This is a genomic window from Rhodanobacteraceae bacterium (genome assembly GCA_016713135.1).
Taxonomy (GTDB): Bacteria; Pseudomonadota; Gammaproteobacteria; order Xanthomonadales; family SZUA-5; genus JADKFD01.
This window is the reverse complement of record JADJPR010000001.1, coordinates 571,292-589,289: the sequence shown is the minus strand read 5'-3', so window position 1 is coordinate 589,289 and position 17,998 is coordinate 571,292. Positions and strand designations below refer to the sequence as shown.

The following is a 17,998-nucleotide window of genomic DNA, read 5'->3' as shown; positions in this document are numbered from 1 at the left end:
GTCGCCGCAGGTCGCCCAGGGTCGGCAGCGAAGGCAGCAACCCGGTCACGCGCCCGACCCAGGACTTGGCCGATTCCTGGACCTGGTCGATCGCCGTGCGCGCGGCGCCGGTGGCCCATTCGACCAGGGTGGATTCGTCGATGTTGGTGACCTGGCGCATCAGCTTCGGCCATTCTTCCAGGTCTGCGTCACGGAACTTGGCAACCGCCTGGGCGCGCATGCCGATGGCATAGGTCAGCGCGATGTTCTTGGTCGCCACCGTGGCGATCTTGGCGATCGGCAGCGCGCGCTTGAGCACGAAACCGCCGACCAGCGCGCCGGCGTAGCGCTTGAGCAGCTTGGCAACGATGCTGGACGCATGGGTGGCGCCCACGTTGGTGGCGGCGATCGCCAGGATCGCGAAGCGCTCTCCCGCATCGCCGAGTTCCACCTCGTACAGCGCGAAGGTCTCGATCACCAGCTCCGACTGCAGCGCGGTCACGGTGCCCACATCGATGACCGGCCCGAGGAACACGCCCGCCAGCTTGCCGGCGCCGGGGACCAGTTCGACCACCGCCGACAGCGCACCGATGGCGCCCGCCTGCAGGCACTTGCTCTGCACCAACAGCCGGTGCAGCTCCTCCAGGTCTGCGTCCGGAAGGCGCTTGCGCAGCGCCGCCACGCGCGCCTTGGCGGCCTTGCGATCGGCCTTGCGCAGCGCCTTCCAGAGCTCTTGAGCGGCGGCCGGCAGCATGGGACTCTCCTCGCGGCAGATGGGTGCATCCTACCCCAGCGATGCCGGGCGCGCCGCGTGCAACCGGAGAAAGTGGCCGATCGCGGTGCCGGGTGTGACGCAGCGCCACATCCCGGCACCGCGGGAGCCTGCACGCGCAGCGCGTCAACGGTTATGCTGGAGCCGACGCGCGGCAAGGGGAGCGCAAGTGAACGCAGCGCAGGCGCTGGGAAGACTGCTGTTGGTCGCGCTCGTCGGAGGCGCGGGATACTGGTATGGCAGGCAATCGGTGCATCCGCAACCGTGCGATTGCGGCCCACCCATGAGCCAGGTCACGCCGGCCCCAGCAGTGACCGAGGCGACGCCGACGCCTGACCCTGCGCCCACTCCAGCCGCAGCGCCGGGTCTGGCCGTGTCCCAGGCGCTCGGCTGCTTCCGCGACGCCCAACCGCTGGATCTGGACGGCCACCACGCCCGGAGCGCGAACAATACGCCGCTGCGCTGCGTGGCGATCTGCGCTGACCTGGGCTTCGCCTATGCCGGCCTGCAGTATGGCGAGAGTTGCCTGTGCGGCAATCAGTATGGGCGCTACGGCACGGCGGACAATTGCAACCTGCCGTGCACCGGCAACCTCAACCTGAACTGCGGCGGCTATCTGGCCAACTCGATCTTCAGCACCGGCGTCGCGACGCTGCCGTCAGCCATCTCCGCGATAGGCATGGAAGCGGATGCCGCGACCACACCGACCGAAGGGGCGGAGCCCGCTGCAACGCAGACGGGCGACAACAGCGAATCTGGCAAGCGCTGATCCACCCGGACCCGGGCCAGATTGGTGCGGCCCGAGGTTGTTGCCAGTGCGGCCGCCGCTGTCCGGCCCAATCCTTTCACCCGGCGCACGCGCTGCCTGCGATCATCTCGCGTTATCGTCCGCGGCCTGAGCCGATCGCCTTCCGGGAGCCCCCATGCGCCAAGCATTGACCATTGCCATCGCCATCGCGCTGGCCAGCCCTGCCCTCGCGAAGACCTCGCGCACCGATGCCGATACCCGCTGGACGGCCTGGGAGCAGCACCAGCAGCTGGAGCGCGACAGCCTGTTCGGCGGGCTGAAGTGGCGCTCGATCGGTCCCACCGTGCAGGGCGGACGCATCGTCGACATCGAGGTGCACCCGGCCAATCCCTACACCTTCTACGTGGCCTACGCCTCGGGCGGCGTGTGGAAGACCAGCAATAACGGGGTCAGCTTCGCGCCGCTGTCGGATGGCCTGGCGACCATGGTCTCGGGCGACATCGCGATCGACCCGCAGCAGCCGGAAACCCTGTGGGTGGGCACCGGCGAGCCGAATTCCTCGCGCTCCTCGTATTCGGGCCTGGGCATGTTCGTCAGCCGCGATGGCGGCAAGAGCTTCGCGCACGCCGGCCTGACCGAAGCCGACCGCATCTCCCGGGTGCGGGTGGACCCCAAGGACAGCCAGCGCGTGTTCGTCGCGGTGCAGGGTCCGCTGTACACGCCGGGCGGCATGCGCGGCATCTACCGCACGGTCGACGGCGGGAAGTCCTGGCAGCAGGTGCTCGCAGGGACCAGCGAATGGGCTGGCGGCATCGACCTGGTGTTCGACCCGCGCGACTCGCGGACGGTGTACGCGGCGATGTGGGACCGTTCGCGCCGGCCGTGGAATTTCGTCGAGGGCGGCGAGGGCTCCGGGGTGTGGAAGAGCACCGACGGCGGCGACAGCTGGACGCGCCTGCCGGGCTTCCCCCAGGGCAAGCACGTCGGCCGCATTGGCCTGGCCATTTCGCCTGCGGCGCCAGACCGCCTCTACGCCAGCATCGACAACCAGGAAGCGATGCCGGAGGAGCTCGTCGAGCTCGGCGACCAGCCGCTGTCCCCCGCGCGCCTCAAGCGCATGAGCAAGGAAGAGTTTCTGCGCCAGGACCCGGACGCGATCGAGGCGCTGGTGCGCAACGCAGACTTCGAGCCCTCGATGGATGGCAAGAAACTGGTCGCGATGATCAAGTCGGGCGAGCTGTCGATGGACCAGCTGCGCGCCGAGCTGACCGACGGCAACGCGGCCCTGTTCAACACCGACATCCGCGGCCTCGACATCTGGCGCTCGGACGATGCCGGCGGCAACTGGGCGCGCGCCAACCGCGAGCCGATCCGCGATTTCACCTACACCTACGGCTACTACTTCGGCGAGATCCGGGTGGCCCCGGACAATCCCGACCGGCTGTACGTGCTCGGCGTGCCCACCGCGATCAGCGAGGACGGCGGTGCCACCTGGAGCGGGCGCATCAACGACCCGCAGGTGCACGTGGACCACCACGCCTTCGAGATCGATCCCGTCAATCCGCAGCGCCTGTTCAACGGCAACGATGGCGGCATCGACGTCAGCTACGACGGCGGCGAAAGCTGGCTCAAGCTGGACCGCCAGGCGGTCGGCCAGAGCTATGCGCTGGCGGTGGACATGGAGACCCCGTACAACGTCTACACCGGCCTGCAGGACAATGGCACCTGGAAGGGCTCCAGCCTGTCCGACCCGGATGCAGCGGGCGGATTCTGGGGCGAGGGCGACAACTGGAGCTTCCTCAACGGCGGCGACGGCATGCAGATCCAGGTGGATCCGCGCGACGCCTCGGTGGTCTACACCGGCTACCAGTTCGGCTGGTACCGTCGCAGCGGCCGGGACGGCGGCGAGGTGCGCCCGCGCGCGCCGCTGGCGGACCCGGCGCTGCGCTTCAACTGGAACACCCCGATCCTGCTCTCGGAGCACAACCCGGACATCCTCTACATGGGCGCGAACAAGCTGTTCCGCTCGATGGACCAGGGCCGTACCTGGCAGGCGATCTCTGGCGACCTGACGCGCAACAAGAACCGCGGCGACGTGCCCTTCGCGACCATCACCACGGTCTCCGAATCGAGCAAGACCTTCGGCCTGATCGCCGCCGGCACCGACGACGGCCTGGTGTGGATCACCGAGGACGGCGGCGTGAGCTGGCGCGAGGCCAGCAAGGGCCTGCCGAAGGACCGCTGGGTCAGCCGCGTGGTGCTCTCCACCCACGCCCGGCCGCGCATGTACGCGAGCCTCAACGGCTACCGCGACGACGACATGACGCCCTATGTGTACGTCAGCGAAGACCTCGGCAAGCGCTGGCGCCCGATCACCGCGAACCTGCCGGCTGAGCCTGTCAACGTGATCAGGGAAGACCCGGTCAACCCCGACGTGTTGTACGTCGGCAGCGACCGCGGCGCCTATGTCTCACTGGACCGCGGCCAGAGCTGGCAGGCGCTGCAGGGCGGGCTGCCGAACGTCGCCGTGCATGACCTTGTGGTGCACCCGCGCGACCGCGAACTGGTTGCCGGCACCCACGGCCGCAGCGTGTGGATCGTCGACGTGCTGCCGATCCAGGACCTGACGGCCGAGGTGCGCGCCAAGCCGGCGCACCTGTTCCACGTGGCCAATGTCGATGCCGAGCGCGGCTGGCGCAGCGCGCGCGACCGCTGGTTCGCGCACAACGAGCAGCCGGCGAAATCCGTGATCCATTACTGGGCCGCGCAGGCTGGCAGCGGCAGGCTCACCGTCAAGGACGCCGACGGCAACCCGGTTCGCGTACTCGATGTGAGCGCGAGCAAGGGCGTCAATCGCATCGAGTACGACCTGCTGGTCGATGCCGACCTCGGACTCGCCGCGGAAGCTGCGCGGGTGGCGAAGGCCGCCGAGAAGGGTGAGGCCAACGCCAACACCGAGGGTGAACTGGGCAAGACCCCGCTGGCCGAGAGCAAGCGCCTGGGGCACCCGCTGTACATCACACCCGGCGAGTACACCCTGTCGCTGGACCTCGGCGCCGGGACCAGTGCCGAGCAGAAGTTCAGCGTGAACGCGCCGAAGGCCTATGAGCCGAGGGTCAAGCCGAAGCTCAAGCTACGCGGACGGTGAGACCTGCCGGCGGGCGGCGGCGAAGCCCCCGCGCCTAGCCCGGTGTACGCGCGTCAGCGCGTTCACCGGGTACTTGCGGCAAGCTCGCAGGCGGTGATCGCTGCGCGATACACCGCCCGTATACGATTTCCAGCACACGCATGGACAGCCCGAAGTGCGCGCGCCGGCGTGCTCACCGCGTGCGTGCGGCGAGCACCCGGTCCAGGTATGCGATCGCCTCGCCGGAATCGCTGTTGCCGAGCCAGAACAGCGCCTGCTTGCGCTCATCCATGGGCAGCTTGCGGTCTTCGACCACCGCGATCAGGGCCGGCACGCCGCGCCCGTCCGGCAGTTGCGAGAGCGCGAAGATTGCCTGGTGGCGCACCGATCGCGAACGCTCCTGGCGCAGCGCGGCGCGCACCTTGGCCTCCGCGCGTGCGTCGCCGGCCTGCGCCAGCCAGAACCAGGCCTGGCTGCGCACCGATTCGGCCGGGTCGGAACTGGCCTGCTGCAACAGCAGGTCGCCGCGGCGGTCCACGCCGCTCTGCGAGATGGCAAAGGCAGCATGTTCGCGCACCGACGGATCCGGATCGCCAGTCAGCAGCGGCTCGATGCGGCGCACGCCGGCCTCGCCGCGCGCATGTCCCAGCCAGAACAGGGCGTCCTTGCGCCGCTCGCCAGCGGCCGGGTCGCTCGCGATGCCTGCCAGAGCGTCCTCGGCCACGCGGCCGGCGTGCAGCGCCAGCGCGCCGAGGGTCTCGCTGAAACGCTCATTGCCGGCAGGCATCTGGCCCGCGAGCCAGCGCGCACTGGCATCGGTGTCGATTGCGCCGAGGTCGGCCACCGGCGTGCCGGCGCGCACCGGGCAGCTCGGCGCATAGGCGCGCACCCGGGTGGCCTGGCCGCCCTGCATCAGCGCGTAGATCTTGACGGTTTCGGTGCCGCGCTCGCCATCGCTGGTGTAGTTGCCACGACGGCTGTCGAGGTCGCAGGCAACCGCCGCACCGGCGGGATCGTCGAGCGAACGACAGCACCACTCGGGCGCGCCTTCGACCGCGTCCACCGTCCAGCTGACCCAGCCATCCCGCGGCAGCGCGAACTCGCTCGCCGTCGCCCCCGCACAGACCAGCAGCAGCGCTGCTCGCAGCCATCCGAACCGCAGTCCATGGTACGCAGCCACTACCCCTGCCCCCTGCCCATTGCCCCGCTTCTGCCCTTCGCGGCTCATGGCGCCTTCCCCTGCAGGGCGGCGTCGATGGCTTCCAGCGCGGCATCGCCGCCAATGATGGTCAGCTGCCGCAGCACGGTCTGCTTTTCCTGCGGGTCGCTGCTGGCGCGATAGATTTCCAGCAGCGCAGCTTCGTTGCCCTGGATCATCAGGCCTTCGAGCGCCGCGCGCCGCACTTCCGGGTCCTGTGCGGAGCGGTAGATCTCCTTCAGCGCCACGCCGGCGTCGTCGCTGCCGACGATCCCGATGCTGCGCACCGCATCCACCCGTGCCTGGCTGTCGGGGGCGCTGCTGGCAAGCTTGCGCAGGCTGTCGAGGTCGCCGGCGATGGCGTAGGCATGCACCAGCGCACCGGCATGCTGTCCGAGGTCGCCGAGGCTGCGTAACTCGTCGAGCGCACCGAGCGCGCCAAGTGCCTGGATCGCCTCGCGCGCGTCGTCCTGGTTGCCTGCGCTGCGCGCCAGCGCGGCGATCTCGGCCTTGCGCCCGGCGATCAGGTAGGCATGCAGGACGGCGTCGCGCACCTCGCGGTTGCCACCCCGGTAGATCTCACCCAGCGCCTTCAGCGCCGCCTCGTCGCCGCCGACGCCCACCATCCGGAGCGCCTCGATGCGCAACTCGCCCTGGCCGTTGCGGGCGCGGTCGAGCAGCAATTGCTGCGCCTCGTCGCTTTCGACCTGGCTCAGCACGAACAGCGCGCGCATCTTGACCAGATCGGTCTGCGGGCCTTCGAGCACGCGCTTGAGCAGGGGTAGAGAGCGTTCCGGCGGTGCGGCCATCAGGCCCTCCAGCGCGGCAATCGCGAGTTGTTCCTGCTCGGTAGGCGCTGGTTGCAGCACGCGGGCGGCCCGCGCGGCGTCGCGCGCGGCGCGCTCGGCCAACCGCGCAGCGCGCTCCGCGTCGCGTTCAGCGGCACGCCCGGCGGCCTCCGCCTGGCGCGCGGCGGCGCGCGCCTGGTCCTCGGCGGCGCGACCTGCCGCTGCGGCAGCCTGCGCAGCGCTGGTCTCGGCGGCCTCGCCGGGCGCCTGCGCCCCGATGCCGAGCGTCGCAGACAGCAGGATCGGCAACAACATCCATTTCAGATTTCGACTCATTTCAGACTCCATCAAAGGGATTGCACGATCTTTGACGGAGATCGGGCCAATTTGGTTTGCAGGATTCCGAGCTCGAAATCGATCTGCGAGCGCGCACCCAGATCGCTACCGTCCGCGGACGGCGGCTCGGCCAGCGCCAGCAACACCGGCTCGAAAGTGCGCAGCACGCGTGCCAGGCGCTCGTCCCCCTGGGCCTGCGCGGCGCGCGCATACATGCGGTTCTGCTCGATTACCTCATCGACCAGTTGCCGCCGGCGCTGCGGGTCGTCCGCAGGCAGGTCCGCCAGCACCAGCCGCGCGTCGCCGAGATAGCTGCTGAGCCCGCGCGACAGCGCCGGGGCGCCGTCGGCGGTCGCGGCGGCCACCATCGGCGCTGGCGCCGGCGCCGCGACCGTCGGCTGCTCAACCAGGCGTGTGCCGACGGCCACGCCGAGCAGCACCAGCGTCGCGCCGGCCAAGGCCAGGCGCCAGTGCGGCGCGCGCGTGGCGGCCGGCACCGCCGCGCGCTGGTCCAGGCGCAGCTTCCAGCGCGCCAGCGCCAGCGGACTCGGCTGGTGTTCCTTCGGCGGCGGCAGCGCCGCCAGTTCTGCGCGCAACTGCTGGTAGCGCCGCGCGAGGTCCAGGTCGCCGCGCAATCGCTGCGTCAGCTCGATGCGCCGCTCCGGCGCCAGGCCATCGTTGTAGACATACAGCGTGAGTTCGTCGTCGCTGATCGCGTTCATGCTTCGCTCCGCCAGGGGTCCATGACCACCCGCAATTTGCGCAAGGCCCGGAACAGCGCCTGCTTGACGCTGTCCGGGCTGATCTTCATCTCGTCCGCGATCTCGACCAGCTTCCACTGCTCGACATGCTTGAGCACGAAGCAGCAGCGTTCGAGTTCGCTCAGGGCCTGCATCGCGCCGTACAGTCCATCGGCGAAGGCCTGCGACAGGTGCACCGAGTCGGGCGTGTCCGGCGCCACGCGGTCATCGTCCTCCGCCGGCCCGGCCACCATCTGTGGCCGCAGCCGGCGCATCAGGTCGATCGCCGCGTTGATCGCGATGCGGTGGATCCAGGTATCCAGCTCCGCCTCGCCGCGGAAATGCGCGCGCTTGTCCCAGGCGCGCAGCAGCGCATCCTGCACCGCGTCTTCGGCCAGCGCGGCGTCCCGCGTGATCCGCAGGCAAGCCGAATACCAACGCCCCGAGCGCTCGGCGAGCACCCGGTGGAAGTCGTCCAGCGCCAGCGCGGGGCGCGATTTGAGCCAGGCAAACATGCGGGCTTGGACGTGGTGGCGGGGAAAAGGTTAGCTCGTGAATGGGATTTCGATGGGGACTCGGGCTGACCGCCGGTTCTTGGTTGTTGGTTGTTGGTTGTTGGCGGCGAAGCGCGCATGCCGCTGGCCTGTGGGAGCCGACGCTGTCGGCGATCTTTCCGGCGGCCGCCAGAAAAGAATCGCGGCTGAAGCCGCTCCCACTGGCCCGCGGCTCACCGCCGCTGCCAACAACCGACAACCAACAACCAACAACCGGCCACAGTGGCCATCGCAGCCAATCCGCCCCATCATCCCGTCAAACCCACCCGAGACCCCCATGACCTACGCCCTGGACCACACGGAATTCCAGCGCATCAGCCGCCTGCCGGCGAGCGCGCGACTGGATGAGTTCATTGCCCGGGTTGCACTGCACCAGCAGGTATGGGGCTTGCGCAGCGCCGGTGGCTGGGCGGTGGTGGACGCCGAAGGCGAAGACTGCTTTCCGGTCTGGCCGCACCCGGATTTCGCCAGCGCCTGGGCCATCGGCGACCTCTCCGACTGCACCCCGCAGGCGATCGCGCTCGATGCCTGGCTGAAGAAATGGACCCCCGGCATGGAGGCCGACGGCACGCTGGTGCTGGTGTTCCCGACCAACGACGACGACGACGAGGGCCTGGTGATCGAACCCGGGGAACTGGCCGAGGAGTTGCGCGGCGCGGGAGCCTGAGCACGGCAGTCGCGCGCCCGACGGCAGTCCGGGCAATGCGAGATCCGCTGCAAACTTGACCTGCGTCGGAAGAGCCCGCGCCGCGGCGGACTAGTGTGGTGTTCCCTAGTGCAGGGTCCGCGGCGGCTCCTCGCCCTCGCCCCGCGAACGCACCGGAAAGCGGATCACCACGCCACGACTGGGCGGCGTGGGTCCATCCCACAGCGGCTTGACGTCGATCGGCGGCGGCGGTTCGAGCGGATCACCCGATGCCTCTATCTCATCCTCCGGTTCCGGTTCCTCCTCCCAACTGTAGCGGCGCTCCGGCGGCGGCGGATCGAGCTTGCGGTACAGCACCGCTGCCAGCGCGCCGGCGACCAGGCCGCCGCCATGGTATTCGAAGCTGATCCCCGCCTCGCCCGGCAGGAAGCCGTAGAGCATCGAGCCATAGAGGAAGAACACGACGAAGGCGATCGACAGGGTCACGCGATCGCGACGCAGCACGCCGAGCAAGAACAACAGGCTCATCAGTCCATGGGTGACGCCGCTGGCGCCGATATGCACCGACTCGCGGCCGAAAATCCAGACCAACGCGCCTGACAGGACCCAGATCAGCGGGATTGCCTTGAAGGTGGCGCGCGGCACCGCGTACATGCCGAGCGTGACCATCACGAAGGTGGGCAGGCTGTTGGCTACCAGATGGCCGATGGAGCCATGCACCAGCGGCGCGCCGAAGATACCGACCAGTCCCAGCGGCTCGCGCGGGGCGAGGCCCAGCGCGGTGAACTTCACGCCGGCGACAGTTTCCGCCAGCGACACCAGCCACAGCAGCGCGACGAACACCGCGCCCCAGAACAGCGCGGTTTCCAGGCGCCGGCGATCGCGCTTGATCGCGGCCGGCGTGTAGGCGTCATCGGGAAGCGAGCGGATATCCATCGCCCAGTGGTGGGGACGCCGCGGAGGATCGCAAGAGAGCCGGGGGCTGTGGCCAGTTGTTGGTTGTTGGTTGTTGGCAGCGGAGCTCGCGCACCGATACCCTGTGGGAGCCGACTCCGTCGGCGATCTTTCGCGCAGCCGACTGCGAAGGCTCGCGGCTGAAGCCGCTCCCACTCGCTTTCGGATCGCCGGTACGCGCTGCCAATATCCAACATCCGGCTACCGGCGACTCGCTCTCCCGGAGCCGAGCTCCAGAATCCCGCCTCTCTCCGCCAGGCAACCCGAACAGCCACCGCATCACCCGGATCAGCGACGGGAATTCGCCGTCGCCGCGGCCATCCGCGTGACCCGCAGCGAAAAGGCCTCGAAGGCCGGCAGCGCGCGCCGGCACCGCTTCGTCGCCCTCCACCCTGCCGCTCAGCGGCGCGTCCGGGAAGTCGACACCGGCCCGTGGAAAATTCGAGGGGGCGCGCGGTCTACCCGGTGTGGATGCAGCTGCGGGGCCTCCGGTGAGAAACGCAGCTCTAACGCGCCGAAGGTGAATCTGCGCGGGGTGCGCATCGCCGCCGCGAATGTCCCCATCGACACCAAGCCAGCAGCGGCGCCGGCGCAGATCGCCGCGCCCGACCTCAGCATCGACGATGCCGCGATCGAGGACAAGGAGCGCAGCGATTTCACGCGCATGCTGATGAAGGAACTGCGCACCTGAGGGCTGTGCCGGGCCGTGTCACGGCCGCCGCCGTCGAGACGTCGATAGTGGCCTCCGGTCGCCGCCGGCAAGGGAGCGGGCGATCTGCCCCTCAGCCCCTGCCGCGCCCGCCAAAGCCCTGCGCCATGCGCCCGAGCACAGGGGCGATCGCTTCGCGGGTGTTGGGATCGGCGTTGAGGTGGGTGAAGCTCACCTGGGCATTCCAGCCGGCGCCCATCTTGCGCCTGGCGCGGACGTCGAAGGCGGCGACATCGATGCGCGCGGTGTACTGGGTCATCGATTCGCCGTAGAAAGTCAGCTCCTGCTGACCGATCGGCACCACGCGCACGAACACCACGAACTCGGCGTGGCGGCCAGCAGTCGCGGCGATGCTGGCGAGGTCGCGGCCGCCGTTCTCGATGCCCGAGAGCCCGGCAGTGAAGTCCTCGTCGACCAGCACCAGACCGATCTCTTCGAGGCGTTCCTCGATGGCCAACTCGGCGCTGCCGGCAACCGCAGCGTCGCCCTGGCTCAGCACCAGCACGCGCGGCGGGCCGGAGTGCGCGGGCTCGGCCACGGACGGTGCCGTCTCGGCCTTGGCGTACTGGCGCGGCGGCGCGGCGCTGGCGCGCGCCTCGCGGCGTTCGCGACGCTGGTCGCGGATGTCGGCCAGGCGCGCGCCGATCGCCGCGGACTGCGGCGAGGGCTCGACCTGGGGCGCGCTGGCGCGCGGCGCCTGGCCGGCGCTGACCGGCGCAGCCTCGGCGACGGTGACCGGCGCGGCCTCTGCAGGCGCCATGGTTTCAGGCGCGGACGGCGCGGGCGGCGGTTCGGCGACCGCAGGCGCGGGTCTGACCTCGGCCACAGCCGGCGCGGGTTCGCTGACGTTCGGCAGTGCGGCTGCGGGGACGGGCTCGGCGGCGGGCACGGGCTCGGCGGGCGGCGGATTGGCGGTGGTGGTCGCCACCTGCGCGGACGGCTCGACCGGCGACGGCGTAGCTGGCGCGGCCGAAGGCACCGTGATGTCCATACCCGGATTGACCGCAGCGACCGTCGCGGGCACGTCCGACGCAGCGGTCGAGTTCTCGTTTTGCAGGTACCACGCAGCACCGCCACCGGCGGCGACCAGCGCGACGATCGCCGCGGCCCACGGCAGCGCCGAGGACTTGCGCGTCTGCACCAGCGCGGGACGCGACGGCTGTGCCGGGACCGGCGCGGCCACCGGCATCGGCTGCTCGGCCGACGGCTGGGTGTGGTAGCCCGGCGCGGGCACGGCGGGCAATGCCGGCGGCGGCGTCGGGCGGCGCAGCTCGGGCGGGGTCGGCATGTTGACCGCGGTCTCCAGCACCGGCGCCAACTGCGCGCGCGCCGGTGTGACCGGGGTGGCGGCGTTGACCCCGGCGGCGACCAGGTCGGCAATCAGCTGGTGGCAATCGCTGTAGCGGTCGCCCGGCTCCTTCGCGACCATGCGCTTGAGGATCTCGGACAGGCGCGGGTCGACCGATTCATTGATCGCGCGCACGTCCGGGATCTCGGCCTGGACCACTTCCAGCATCATGCCGAGCGGCGACTCGTCCTTGTACGGCGTCTGCCCGGCGAGCATCTCGAAGAACACGATGCCGAGCGCGAAGATGTCCGAGCGCTGGTCGACCGGCTTGCCCAGACAGACCTCGGGCGACAGATAGCCCGGCGTGCCAACGAACTGGCCGGTGCCGGTGAGCTTCTTGTTGAAGTCCGAGGTGGCCAGCGCGATGCCGAAGTCGGCCACCTTGACCACCCCGCGCTGGGTGATCAGCAGGTTGGCCGGCTTGATGTCGCGGTGGATCACGCCGCGGTCATGCGCGGCCGCCAGGCCCTGCGCCACCTGCAGCAGGACGCGCGCGGCCTCGAAGGGCTCCAGCCGGTGCTCGCGCTTCAGCCGCTGGCTGAGCGACTCGCCCTCGACGAATTCCATCGCGAAATAGGGCTGGCCCTGGTCCTCGCCGACCAGGTAGATCTGCACGATGTGCGGATCGTTGAGCTGCGCCATGCTGCGCGCCTCGCGGAAGAAGCGCTCGACCACCAGGGTGTCGTCGGCCAGCGCCTCCGACAGCATCTTGATCGCCACATGTCGCTGCAGCGAGGGCTCGAAGCCCTTGTAGACCACGCCCATGCCACCGCGCCCGAGTTCGGCGACGATGTCGTAATGACCAACCTTGCTGCGCTGTGCCATGGCGGTTCCGATCTGCGCGGTTAGGCGCCAGTGTAGCGCCGTGCGGGTGTGGGGATGCTGACCAGACACGCAGTCCCGCACAGCGCGGGGCCGCCGTCCGGTCAGTCCTCAGATGGGGAAACGCAGCGAGGCGGCGCGGGAGCACACGGGGCGGCGCGGGTGTTCAGGTTGGGGAAAGGCGGGGGAGAGCAGAGGCGGGGCAGGGGGCAGGGGGAGCAACCTTGCCGCACGGCCCGACAGTGACGCGGGCCACGTCCCTTGCCCCCTGCCCCGCTCTCGCTCTTCCCCGCTTTGCGCTCAAAACGGCACCAACTCCACCCGCCGGTTCTTCGCGCGTCCGGCTTCATCCGCGTTGCTGGCGACCGGTGCGAGGTAGCTGACGCCGTTGGCGGCCAGGCGGGCGGCGTCGATGGCGTGCTCGGCCACCAGCGCGGCGCGCACCGCTTCGGCGCGGCGTTTGGACAGGCCGAGGTTGAAGTCCAGGCCGCCCTGGTTGTCGGTGTGGCCGACCACATGCACCTTGAGTGCCGGGTCTTCCTTCAGCAGTCGCGCGATCTCGGCGAGGGTCGGCTGCGATTCGGGCTTCAGGGTCGCCTGGTTGGTGTCGAAGTAGATGCCGTAGAGGGCGACCTTGCCGGCCACCGTCAGCGCCTGCTGCATCTCGCTGGCGGAGACGAACTGGATGTCCTTCTTCATCCCCGCGACCTCGATCACCTCGACCGCGGCATAGGCGCCCTGCACCGACTTGTAGGTGGCATCCGGCTGCGGCCATTCGACCGTGATCAGCGAGACCCAGGTTTCGCCATCGTCGCCGGCGCGCTTGAGGGTGGCGCTCTTCACGGTCGAGTCGCTCGCCGCGTACAGCACGTATTCGCTTCGGTTGTTGCGCGGCTCGTTGTCGAAGAAGGGCGCGAGAAAGTTGGTGAATTGGCCCGCGGCCGGATCGCGGCTGGAGTCGTAAACGATCTCGAAACCCTTGCCGGCCAGTTCCGCCTGGTACTGGCGCAACATCTCCAGCGCGCTCAAGCCCGGCGCCTCGTACCAGATCGTGGTGCGCTTGCCTTCCACCGTCACCGGCGGCTGCGCGTAAACCCGCTTGCGCGCTGCGAGGTCGTACTCCTTGAAGGTGCTGGTCTGGAAGCTGTAGCTGTCGAAGCGCTTGCTGTCATAACCAACGATCTCGCTGCCGCCTACGCGGCCGAGCAGCGGGTGGTCCTGGCTTTGCGGCAGGTCGGCGGCGGCCAGCGGCAGGGCCAGGACGAAGGACGCGAGGGCAAACATTCGACGCATGGGAATCTCCGGTTTTCGGGTACTGTGCCAGATACGGAACAACGCGGCTGGAGGCGACATCCGTGCACATTCTGATGCCGCTGCCGCGCGCCGACTACGACCCGAGCGAGGCCGGCGTGAGCCATGCCGTGCTCACGGCCGCGGGGCACCGGATCAGCTTCGTCACGCCGGACGGGCAGCCGGCGCAGGCGGATCCGCTGATGCTGGACGGCTGCGGCTTCGATGCCTGGGGCCGCGTACCGGGGCTGCGCCGGCTGCCGCTGATCGGCCTGCTCCTGCGCGCGGACCGGCGCGCGCGGGCCGCGCACGCGGCGATGACCCGGGACCCTGCGTACGCGCGCCCGCTGCGCTACGACCACATCGATCCGCAGGCTTTCGACGGGCTGCTGCTGCCCGGCGGCCACGCGCAGGGCATGCGCGAGTACCTCGAGAGCGCGGTGCTGCAGCAGGTCGTCGCGGAATTTTTCGGGGCTGGCAAGCCGGTAGGTGCGATCTGCCACGGGGTGGTGCTGGCGGCACGCTCGACCATGCCGGGAACTGCGCGCTCGGTTCTGCACGGAAAGCGCACGACAGCGCTGACCTGGGCCTTCGAGCGCAAGGCCTGGATGATCACGCGCTGGGGCGGCCGCTGGTGGGACCGCGACTACTACCGCACCTATCGCGAGCAGCCGGGCGAGCCGGAAGGCTGGTGCAGCGTGCAGGCCGAGGTCACGCGCGCACTGGCACACCCCGAGGATTTTCTCGATGTGCCGGCGGGCGCACCGCACCACTGGCGCAAGGCCGGCGGCATGGCGCGCGACACCCCGGACGACGAGCGCCCGGCCTTCGTGGTGGTCGACGGCCAGTATGTTTCCGCGCGCTGGCCGGGGGACGCGCACACCTTTGCCAGGCGATTCGAGTCCTTGTTACGCTGAACCCGTGGAGCGGAGCTTGCTCCGAACCCTGCGCATTCCACCAGCCGAGCGAGCCCGGCTCTACTCGCCGCGGAAAATCTGATCGATGGCGTGTCCGTTCTCGTCGTCCCAGTAGCCCTTGGTGTCCTTGAGCTTGTCCTCGACCAGGAAGCGCGGCGGCGGCTGGCCGAACGGCGCGACGGCCACGCCGGTCTTGTGGCTGTCCGGGTAGCCGACGACCTCGGGCACCTGCAGGGTGGAGATCGCGAGGTACACCAGGTCCACGTTGCCGGTGTTGATCAGCTGGTGCGCATGCTCGGAGGAACCGGGCGCGCAGTAGATGTAGTCCTGCGGGCCCACCTCGTACCACTCGTCGCCGTAGCGCAGCACGCCGGTGCCGGCGAGCACGAAAAAGTGCTCCTCGTTGGCGAAATGGTGGTGCGCCGGGAATGCCGCCTTGCCGGGCGGCACGCTGGTGACATTGCTGCCGATCCTGGTGGCTCCGAGCGGGTGCGCCAGGCGGCGCATCCGGGCCTCAAAGCGGTCGCCGTGGGCGATTTCTACCTGGGGCGCATCGGCCAGGTTCAGGATCGGCTTCATGGCGGCTCCGGGAAAGGCGGCGTAAACGCCAGCTTACACCTGAGGACTCTTCAGCGCGCCGGATGGAGCACGAACGAGGCCTCACCGGAGCGCAGCGGCAAGCCGCGCAGCGTGCCGGCGTGCTCGCTGACGCGATGCGATTCGGTGCACACGGTCGGCGGATTGTTCTGCACGCAGACATCACCGAGCTGGGTCAGCGGATTGCGCATGCGGGTGTAGCCCTCCTCGCAGAAATACACCAGGGTGGGAAAGACGTAGCGACTGGACAATGGGCGAATGGCCTCGGGAGCAATGCTGCGGCGATAGGCCTGGAGCGCCGGATGTTCGCCAGGTCCGACCGCGAGTTCCAGGTTGAACAACAGCACTGTCAGATCCGAGGACTCACAGACATTGCCCGGACACATCCCGCGCAGGCGAGTGGCGCGTGCCGGCGGTGCGCTCCCCTCGTAACGCACGCATGCGCCATCGAGTGCCGGTTGCAGCTGTGCCGCACGGCTGTCGCGGCCACGGGGGGTCTCGCTGACCATCGTGTAGTCGCCGGCAAGGCGCGCCGACGGGAAGTCGAGTGGCTGGTCGGCCGGGCTGAAGTAGCGCAGTGGGCGCCGGATCGCGCCTTGCTGGAATTCCGCCTCCGCGTTCGAGCGGAACACGATGGTCGCCACGCCCAGCGGACTGGGACGCACATCCGGTGCGCTGACCGGGCAGGTCGGGCAGGGACCAGTGATCTCCTGCAGGGGCGCGCGCAGGGTGGCCAAAGGCGCCCCGGCGGCCTGCTCCAGTTCGTTTGCCAGCGTCAGCTCGCCGCGCATCGTGCGCCAGCTGGGGCGGCCCTGCTCGTCGAATTCCGAGATGACGACAAAGGTGCGTCCGGAGGGCGCGATCTCGACGGCATAGAAGCGCCCGGTGACCGGCTCTTCCCACCACAGGCCGGAATTGGGCTTGAGGGGCGCGGCGAGCGCGGAGAATGCGCTCAGCAACACGGTAGCGGTGAACATCAGGCGCTTCATGGTGGAATCCTTGATCATTCTGGCGTGAAGTTTGTTGACGCTTGGCGCACGAAGTTCAACGCCTTCGTTGCGTCCTCACCGCAGGTCGTGAAAACCTTGCGCCTCGCCGCCGAGCCCTGTCCGAGAGCATGAATCCGATCGTCTACGCCATTCCGGTCTTCTTTGCGCTGATGGCGCTGGAATGGGCGGTCGCGCATGCGCGCGGCCAGCGCGCCTTCCGCCTCGGCGACACCATCAACAGCGTGGGCCTGGGCGCGATCTCGCAGATCAGCGGGCTGTACGCGCGGCTGCTCGGTTTCGGGGTCTACGTGGCGGCCTACGAGGCGCTGGCGCTGTGGCAGCTGCCGGCGGATGCCTGGTGGGTGTGGGCGCTCGGCCTGCTGTGCTACGACTTCATGTACTACTGGCACCATCGCCTCGGCCACGAGATAGGCGTGCTGTGGGCGGCGCACGTGGTGCACCACCAGAGCGAGGACTACAACCTCGGCACCGCGCTCAGGCAGACCAGCAGCGGCTTCCTGCTCGGCTGGGTGTTCTACCTGCCGCTGGCGGTCGCCGGGATCCCGCCGCTGGTGTTCGGCGCGGTCGCGCTGATCGATCTGCTTTACCAGTACTGGATCCACACCGAGCAGGTCGGGCGCCTCGGCTGGTTCGACCGGGTGTTCGCCTCGCCATCGAATCATCGCGTGCACCATGCGGTGAACGACCGCTATGTGGACAAGAACTATGGCGGCATCCTGATCCTGTGGGACCGGCTGTTCGGCACCTTCGAGGACGAGCGCGCGGACGACAAGCCGGTGTACGGCACGCGCAAGCCGCTGCACAGTCTGGACCCGATCTGGGCCAACCTGGAGGTTTACGCGGCCCTGGCGCGGATGAGCTGGCGCACGCGCAACTGGCTGGACAAGCTGCGCGTGTGGATCAAGCCGCCCGGCTGGCAACCGCCCGACCTGGCGGCCAGCGAGCCGCACCCGCCGTTCCAGATCGCCGCGCTGCGCGAATACGATCCGCCGCTGGCCGGCCCGGCGGCGGTTTACGCAGGCCTGCTGTTCCTGCTGCTGATCGCCGCCGGCACCCATGTGCTCGCGCTTGGCGGCGGCGCGCCGCTGGCCGGCCTTCCGGGCGGCGCCTACGCGGCCTGGGTGGTGCTGTCGCTATGGGCGCTGGGACGCTGGACCGAGGCGAGGACCGAATCCCGCTGGACCTTGAGCACGCTGCAGGCCGCCGGCGCGGCCGCCGCGGCACTGCATGGCGCGCCCGTGGTGGCGGGGGTGCTGGGGGGGGCGGCGGTTGCGGCGGTCATGCTGGCACGCTCGCGCTGACGGCGCGCGTTGGTGTTGGTGTTGGTTGTTGGTGTTGGCAAGAGCCGCCAGGCCGGTCATCCCGGCATGTCGCTCCTTCCAACACCCACAACCAACACCAACACCGCTTATCGGGAGTCGGTCATAGCCGCCAGGCTGGCCACCACGGCTCTTCGCTCTTTC

The 17,998-nt window shown here is 69.5% G+C and carries 16 protein-coding genes; 6 read left to right on the top strand and 10 right to left on the bottom strand.

Going from position 1 to position 17,998, the window contains the following annotated elements; all coding sequences use genetic code 11:
• The coding region (locus IPK27_02195) for a hypothetical protein (protein MBK8066465.1) at positions 1 to 733 on the bottom strand (733 nt) is incomplete at its 3' end.
• A 187-nt stretch (positions 734 to 920) separates the two neighbouring features.
• On the opposite strand from IPK27_02195, the gene IPK27_02190 reads away from it, so the two are divergent.
• Together IPK27_02190 and IPK27_02185 are read left to right on the top strand one after the other, a co-directional pair.
• On the top strand, positions 921 to 1,520 hold the full coding sequence (locus tag IPK27_02190) for a WSC domain-containing protein (GenBank protein MBK8066464.1): 600 nt from the start codon (positions 921 to 923) through the stop codon (positions 1,518 to 1,520).
• Positions 1,521 to 1,674: 154 nt separating this feature from the next.
• The gene (locus tag IPK27_02185) at positions 1,675 to 4,647 is read left to right on the top strand and encodes a glycosyl hydrolase (GenBank protein ID MBK8066463.1); all 2,973 of its coding nucleotides are present in this window, start codon (positions 1,675 to 1,677) and stop codon (positions 4,645 to 4,647) included.
• 172 nt (positions 4,648 to 4,819) lie between these two features.
• On the opposite strand, the gene IPK27_02180 is transcribed toward IPK27_02185, so the two are convergent.
• The 4 genes from IPK27_02180 to IPK27_02165 are packed head-to-tail and all read right to left on the bottom strand — an operon-like array spanning position 4,820 to position 8,203.
• Positions 4,820 to 5,806, bottom strand: coding sequence for a HEAT repeat domain-containing protein (locus tag IPK27_02180; protein ID MBK8066462.1), 987 nt, complete (start codon positions 5,804 to 5,806; stop codon positions 4,820 to 4,822).
• A 44-nt stretch (positions 5,807 to 5,850) separates the two neighbouring features.
• The gene (locus IPK27_02175) at positions 5,851 to 6,948 is read right to left on the bottom strand and encodes a hypothetical protein (GenBank protein MBK8066461.1); all 1,098 of its coding nucleotides are present in this window, start codon (positions 6,946 to 6,948) and stop codon (positions 5,851 to 5,853) included.
• A gap of 11 nt (positions 6,949 to 6,959) precedes the next feature.
• On the bottom strand, positions 6,960 to 7,670 hold the full coding sequence (locus IPK27_02170; protein MBK8066460.1) for a hypothetical protein: 711 nt from the start codon (positions 7,668 to 7,670) through the stop codon (positions 6,960 to 6,962).
• Complete coding sequence (locus IPK27_02165; protein MBK8066459.1) at positions 7,667 to 8,203, bottom strand: sigma-70 family RNA polymerase sigma factor; 537 nt, start codon at positions 8,201 to 8,203, stop codon at positions 7,667 to 7,669. Before IPK27_02165 ends, IPK27_02170 begins: the two co-directional genes overlap by 4 nt.
• 316 nt (positions 8,204 to 8,519) lie before the next feature.
• Between IPK27_02165 and IPK27_02160 the strand changes: the two genes are divergently transcribed.
• Positions 8,520 to 8,909, top strand: coding sequence for a DUF2750 domain-containing protein (locus IPK27_02160; protein ID MBK8066458.1), 390 nt, complete (start codon positions 8,520 to 8,522; stop codon positions 8,907 to 8,909).
• Between the two features lie 105 nt (positions 8,910 to 9,014).
• Here IPK27_02160 and IPK27_02155 read toward each other — a convergent pair whose 3' ends face one another.
• Positions 9,015 to 9,824 (bottom strand): rhomboid family intramembrane serine protease, encoded by an 810-nt coding sequence (locus IPK27_02155; GenBank protein ID MBK8066457.1) that lies wholly within the window; start codon positions 9,822 to 9,824, stop codon positions 9,015 to 9,017.
• Positions 9,825 to 10,167: 343 nt separating this feature from the next.
• On the opposite strand from IPK27_02155, the gene IPK27_02150 reads away from it, so the two are divergent.
• Positions 10,168 to 10,533, top strand: a complete 366-nt coding sequence (locus IPK27_02150) for a hypothetical protein (protein MBK8066456.1) — start codon at positions 10,168 to 10,170, stop codon at positions 10,531 to 10,533.
• A 91-nt stretch (positions 10,534 to 10,624) separates the two neighbouring features.
• Here the strand turns inward: IPK27_02150 and IPK27_02145 are convergent, their stop codons facing one another.
• Together IPK27_02145 and IPK27_02140 are read right to left on the bottom strand one after the other, a co-directional pair.
• Positions 10,625 to 12,724, bottom strand: coding sequence for a protein kinase (locus IPK27_02145; protein ID MBK8066455.1), 2,100 nt, complete (start codon positions 12,722 to 12,724; stop codon positions 10,625 to 10,627).
• Between the two features lie 297 nt (positions 12,725 to 13,021).
• Entirely contained in the window at positions 13,022 to 14,014 is a 993-nt protein-coding gene (locus IPK27_02140) for an OmpA family protein (protein ID MBK8066454.1), read from the bottom strand.
• A gap of 74 nt (positions 14,015 to 14,088) precedes the next feature.
• On the opposite strand from IPK27_02140, the gene IPK27_02135 reads away from it, so the two are divergent.
• Positions 14,089 to 14,928 carry a DJ-1/PfpI family protein gene (locus IPK27_02135; protein MBK8066453.1) on the top strand — a complete coding sequence of 280 codons (840 nt, stop codon included), beginning with the start codon at positions 14,089 to 14,091 and terminating at the stop codon, positions 14,926 to 14,928.
• 60 nt (positions 14,929 to 14,988) lie between these two features.
• On the opposite strand, the gene IPK27_02130 is transcribed toward IPK27_02135, so the two are convergent.
• Together IPK27_02130 and IPK27_02125 are read right to left on the bottom strand one after the other, a co-directional pair.
• The gene (locus tag IPK27_02130; protein ID MBK8066452.1) at positions 14,989 to 15,507 is read right to left on the bottom strand and encodes a cupin domain-containing protein; all 519 of its coding nucleotides are present in this window, start codon (positions 15,505 to 15,507) and stop codon (positions 14,989 to 14,991) included.
• Positions 15,508 to 15,557: 50 nt separating this feature from the next.
• Positions 15,558 to 16,532 carry a hypothetical protein gene (locus tag IPK27_02125; GenBank protein ID MBK8066451.1) on the bottom strand — a complete coding sequence of 325 codons (975 nt, stop codon included), beginning with the start codon at positions 16,530 to 16,532 and terminating at the stop codon, positions 15,558 to 15,560.
• A 110-nt stretch (positions 16,533 to 16,642) separates the two neighbouring features.
• Between IPK27_02125 and IPK27_02120 the strand changes: the two genes are divergently transcribed.
• Positions 16,643 to 17,836 carry a sterol desaturase family protein gene (locus IPK27_02120; protein MBK8066450.1) on the top strand — a complete coding sequence of 398 codons (1,194 nt, stop codon included), beginning with the start codon at positions 16,643 to 16,645 and terminating at the stop codon, positions 17,834 to 17,836.
• Positions 17,837 to 17,998 lie beyond the last annotated feature (162 nt).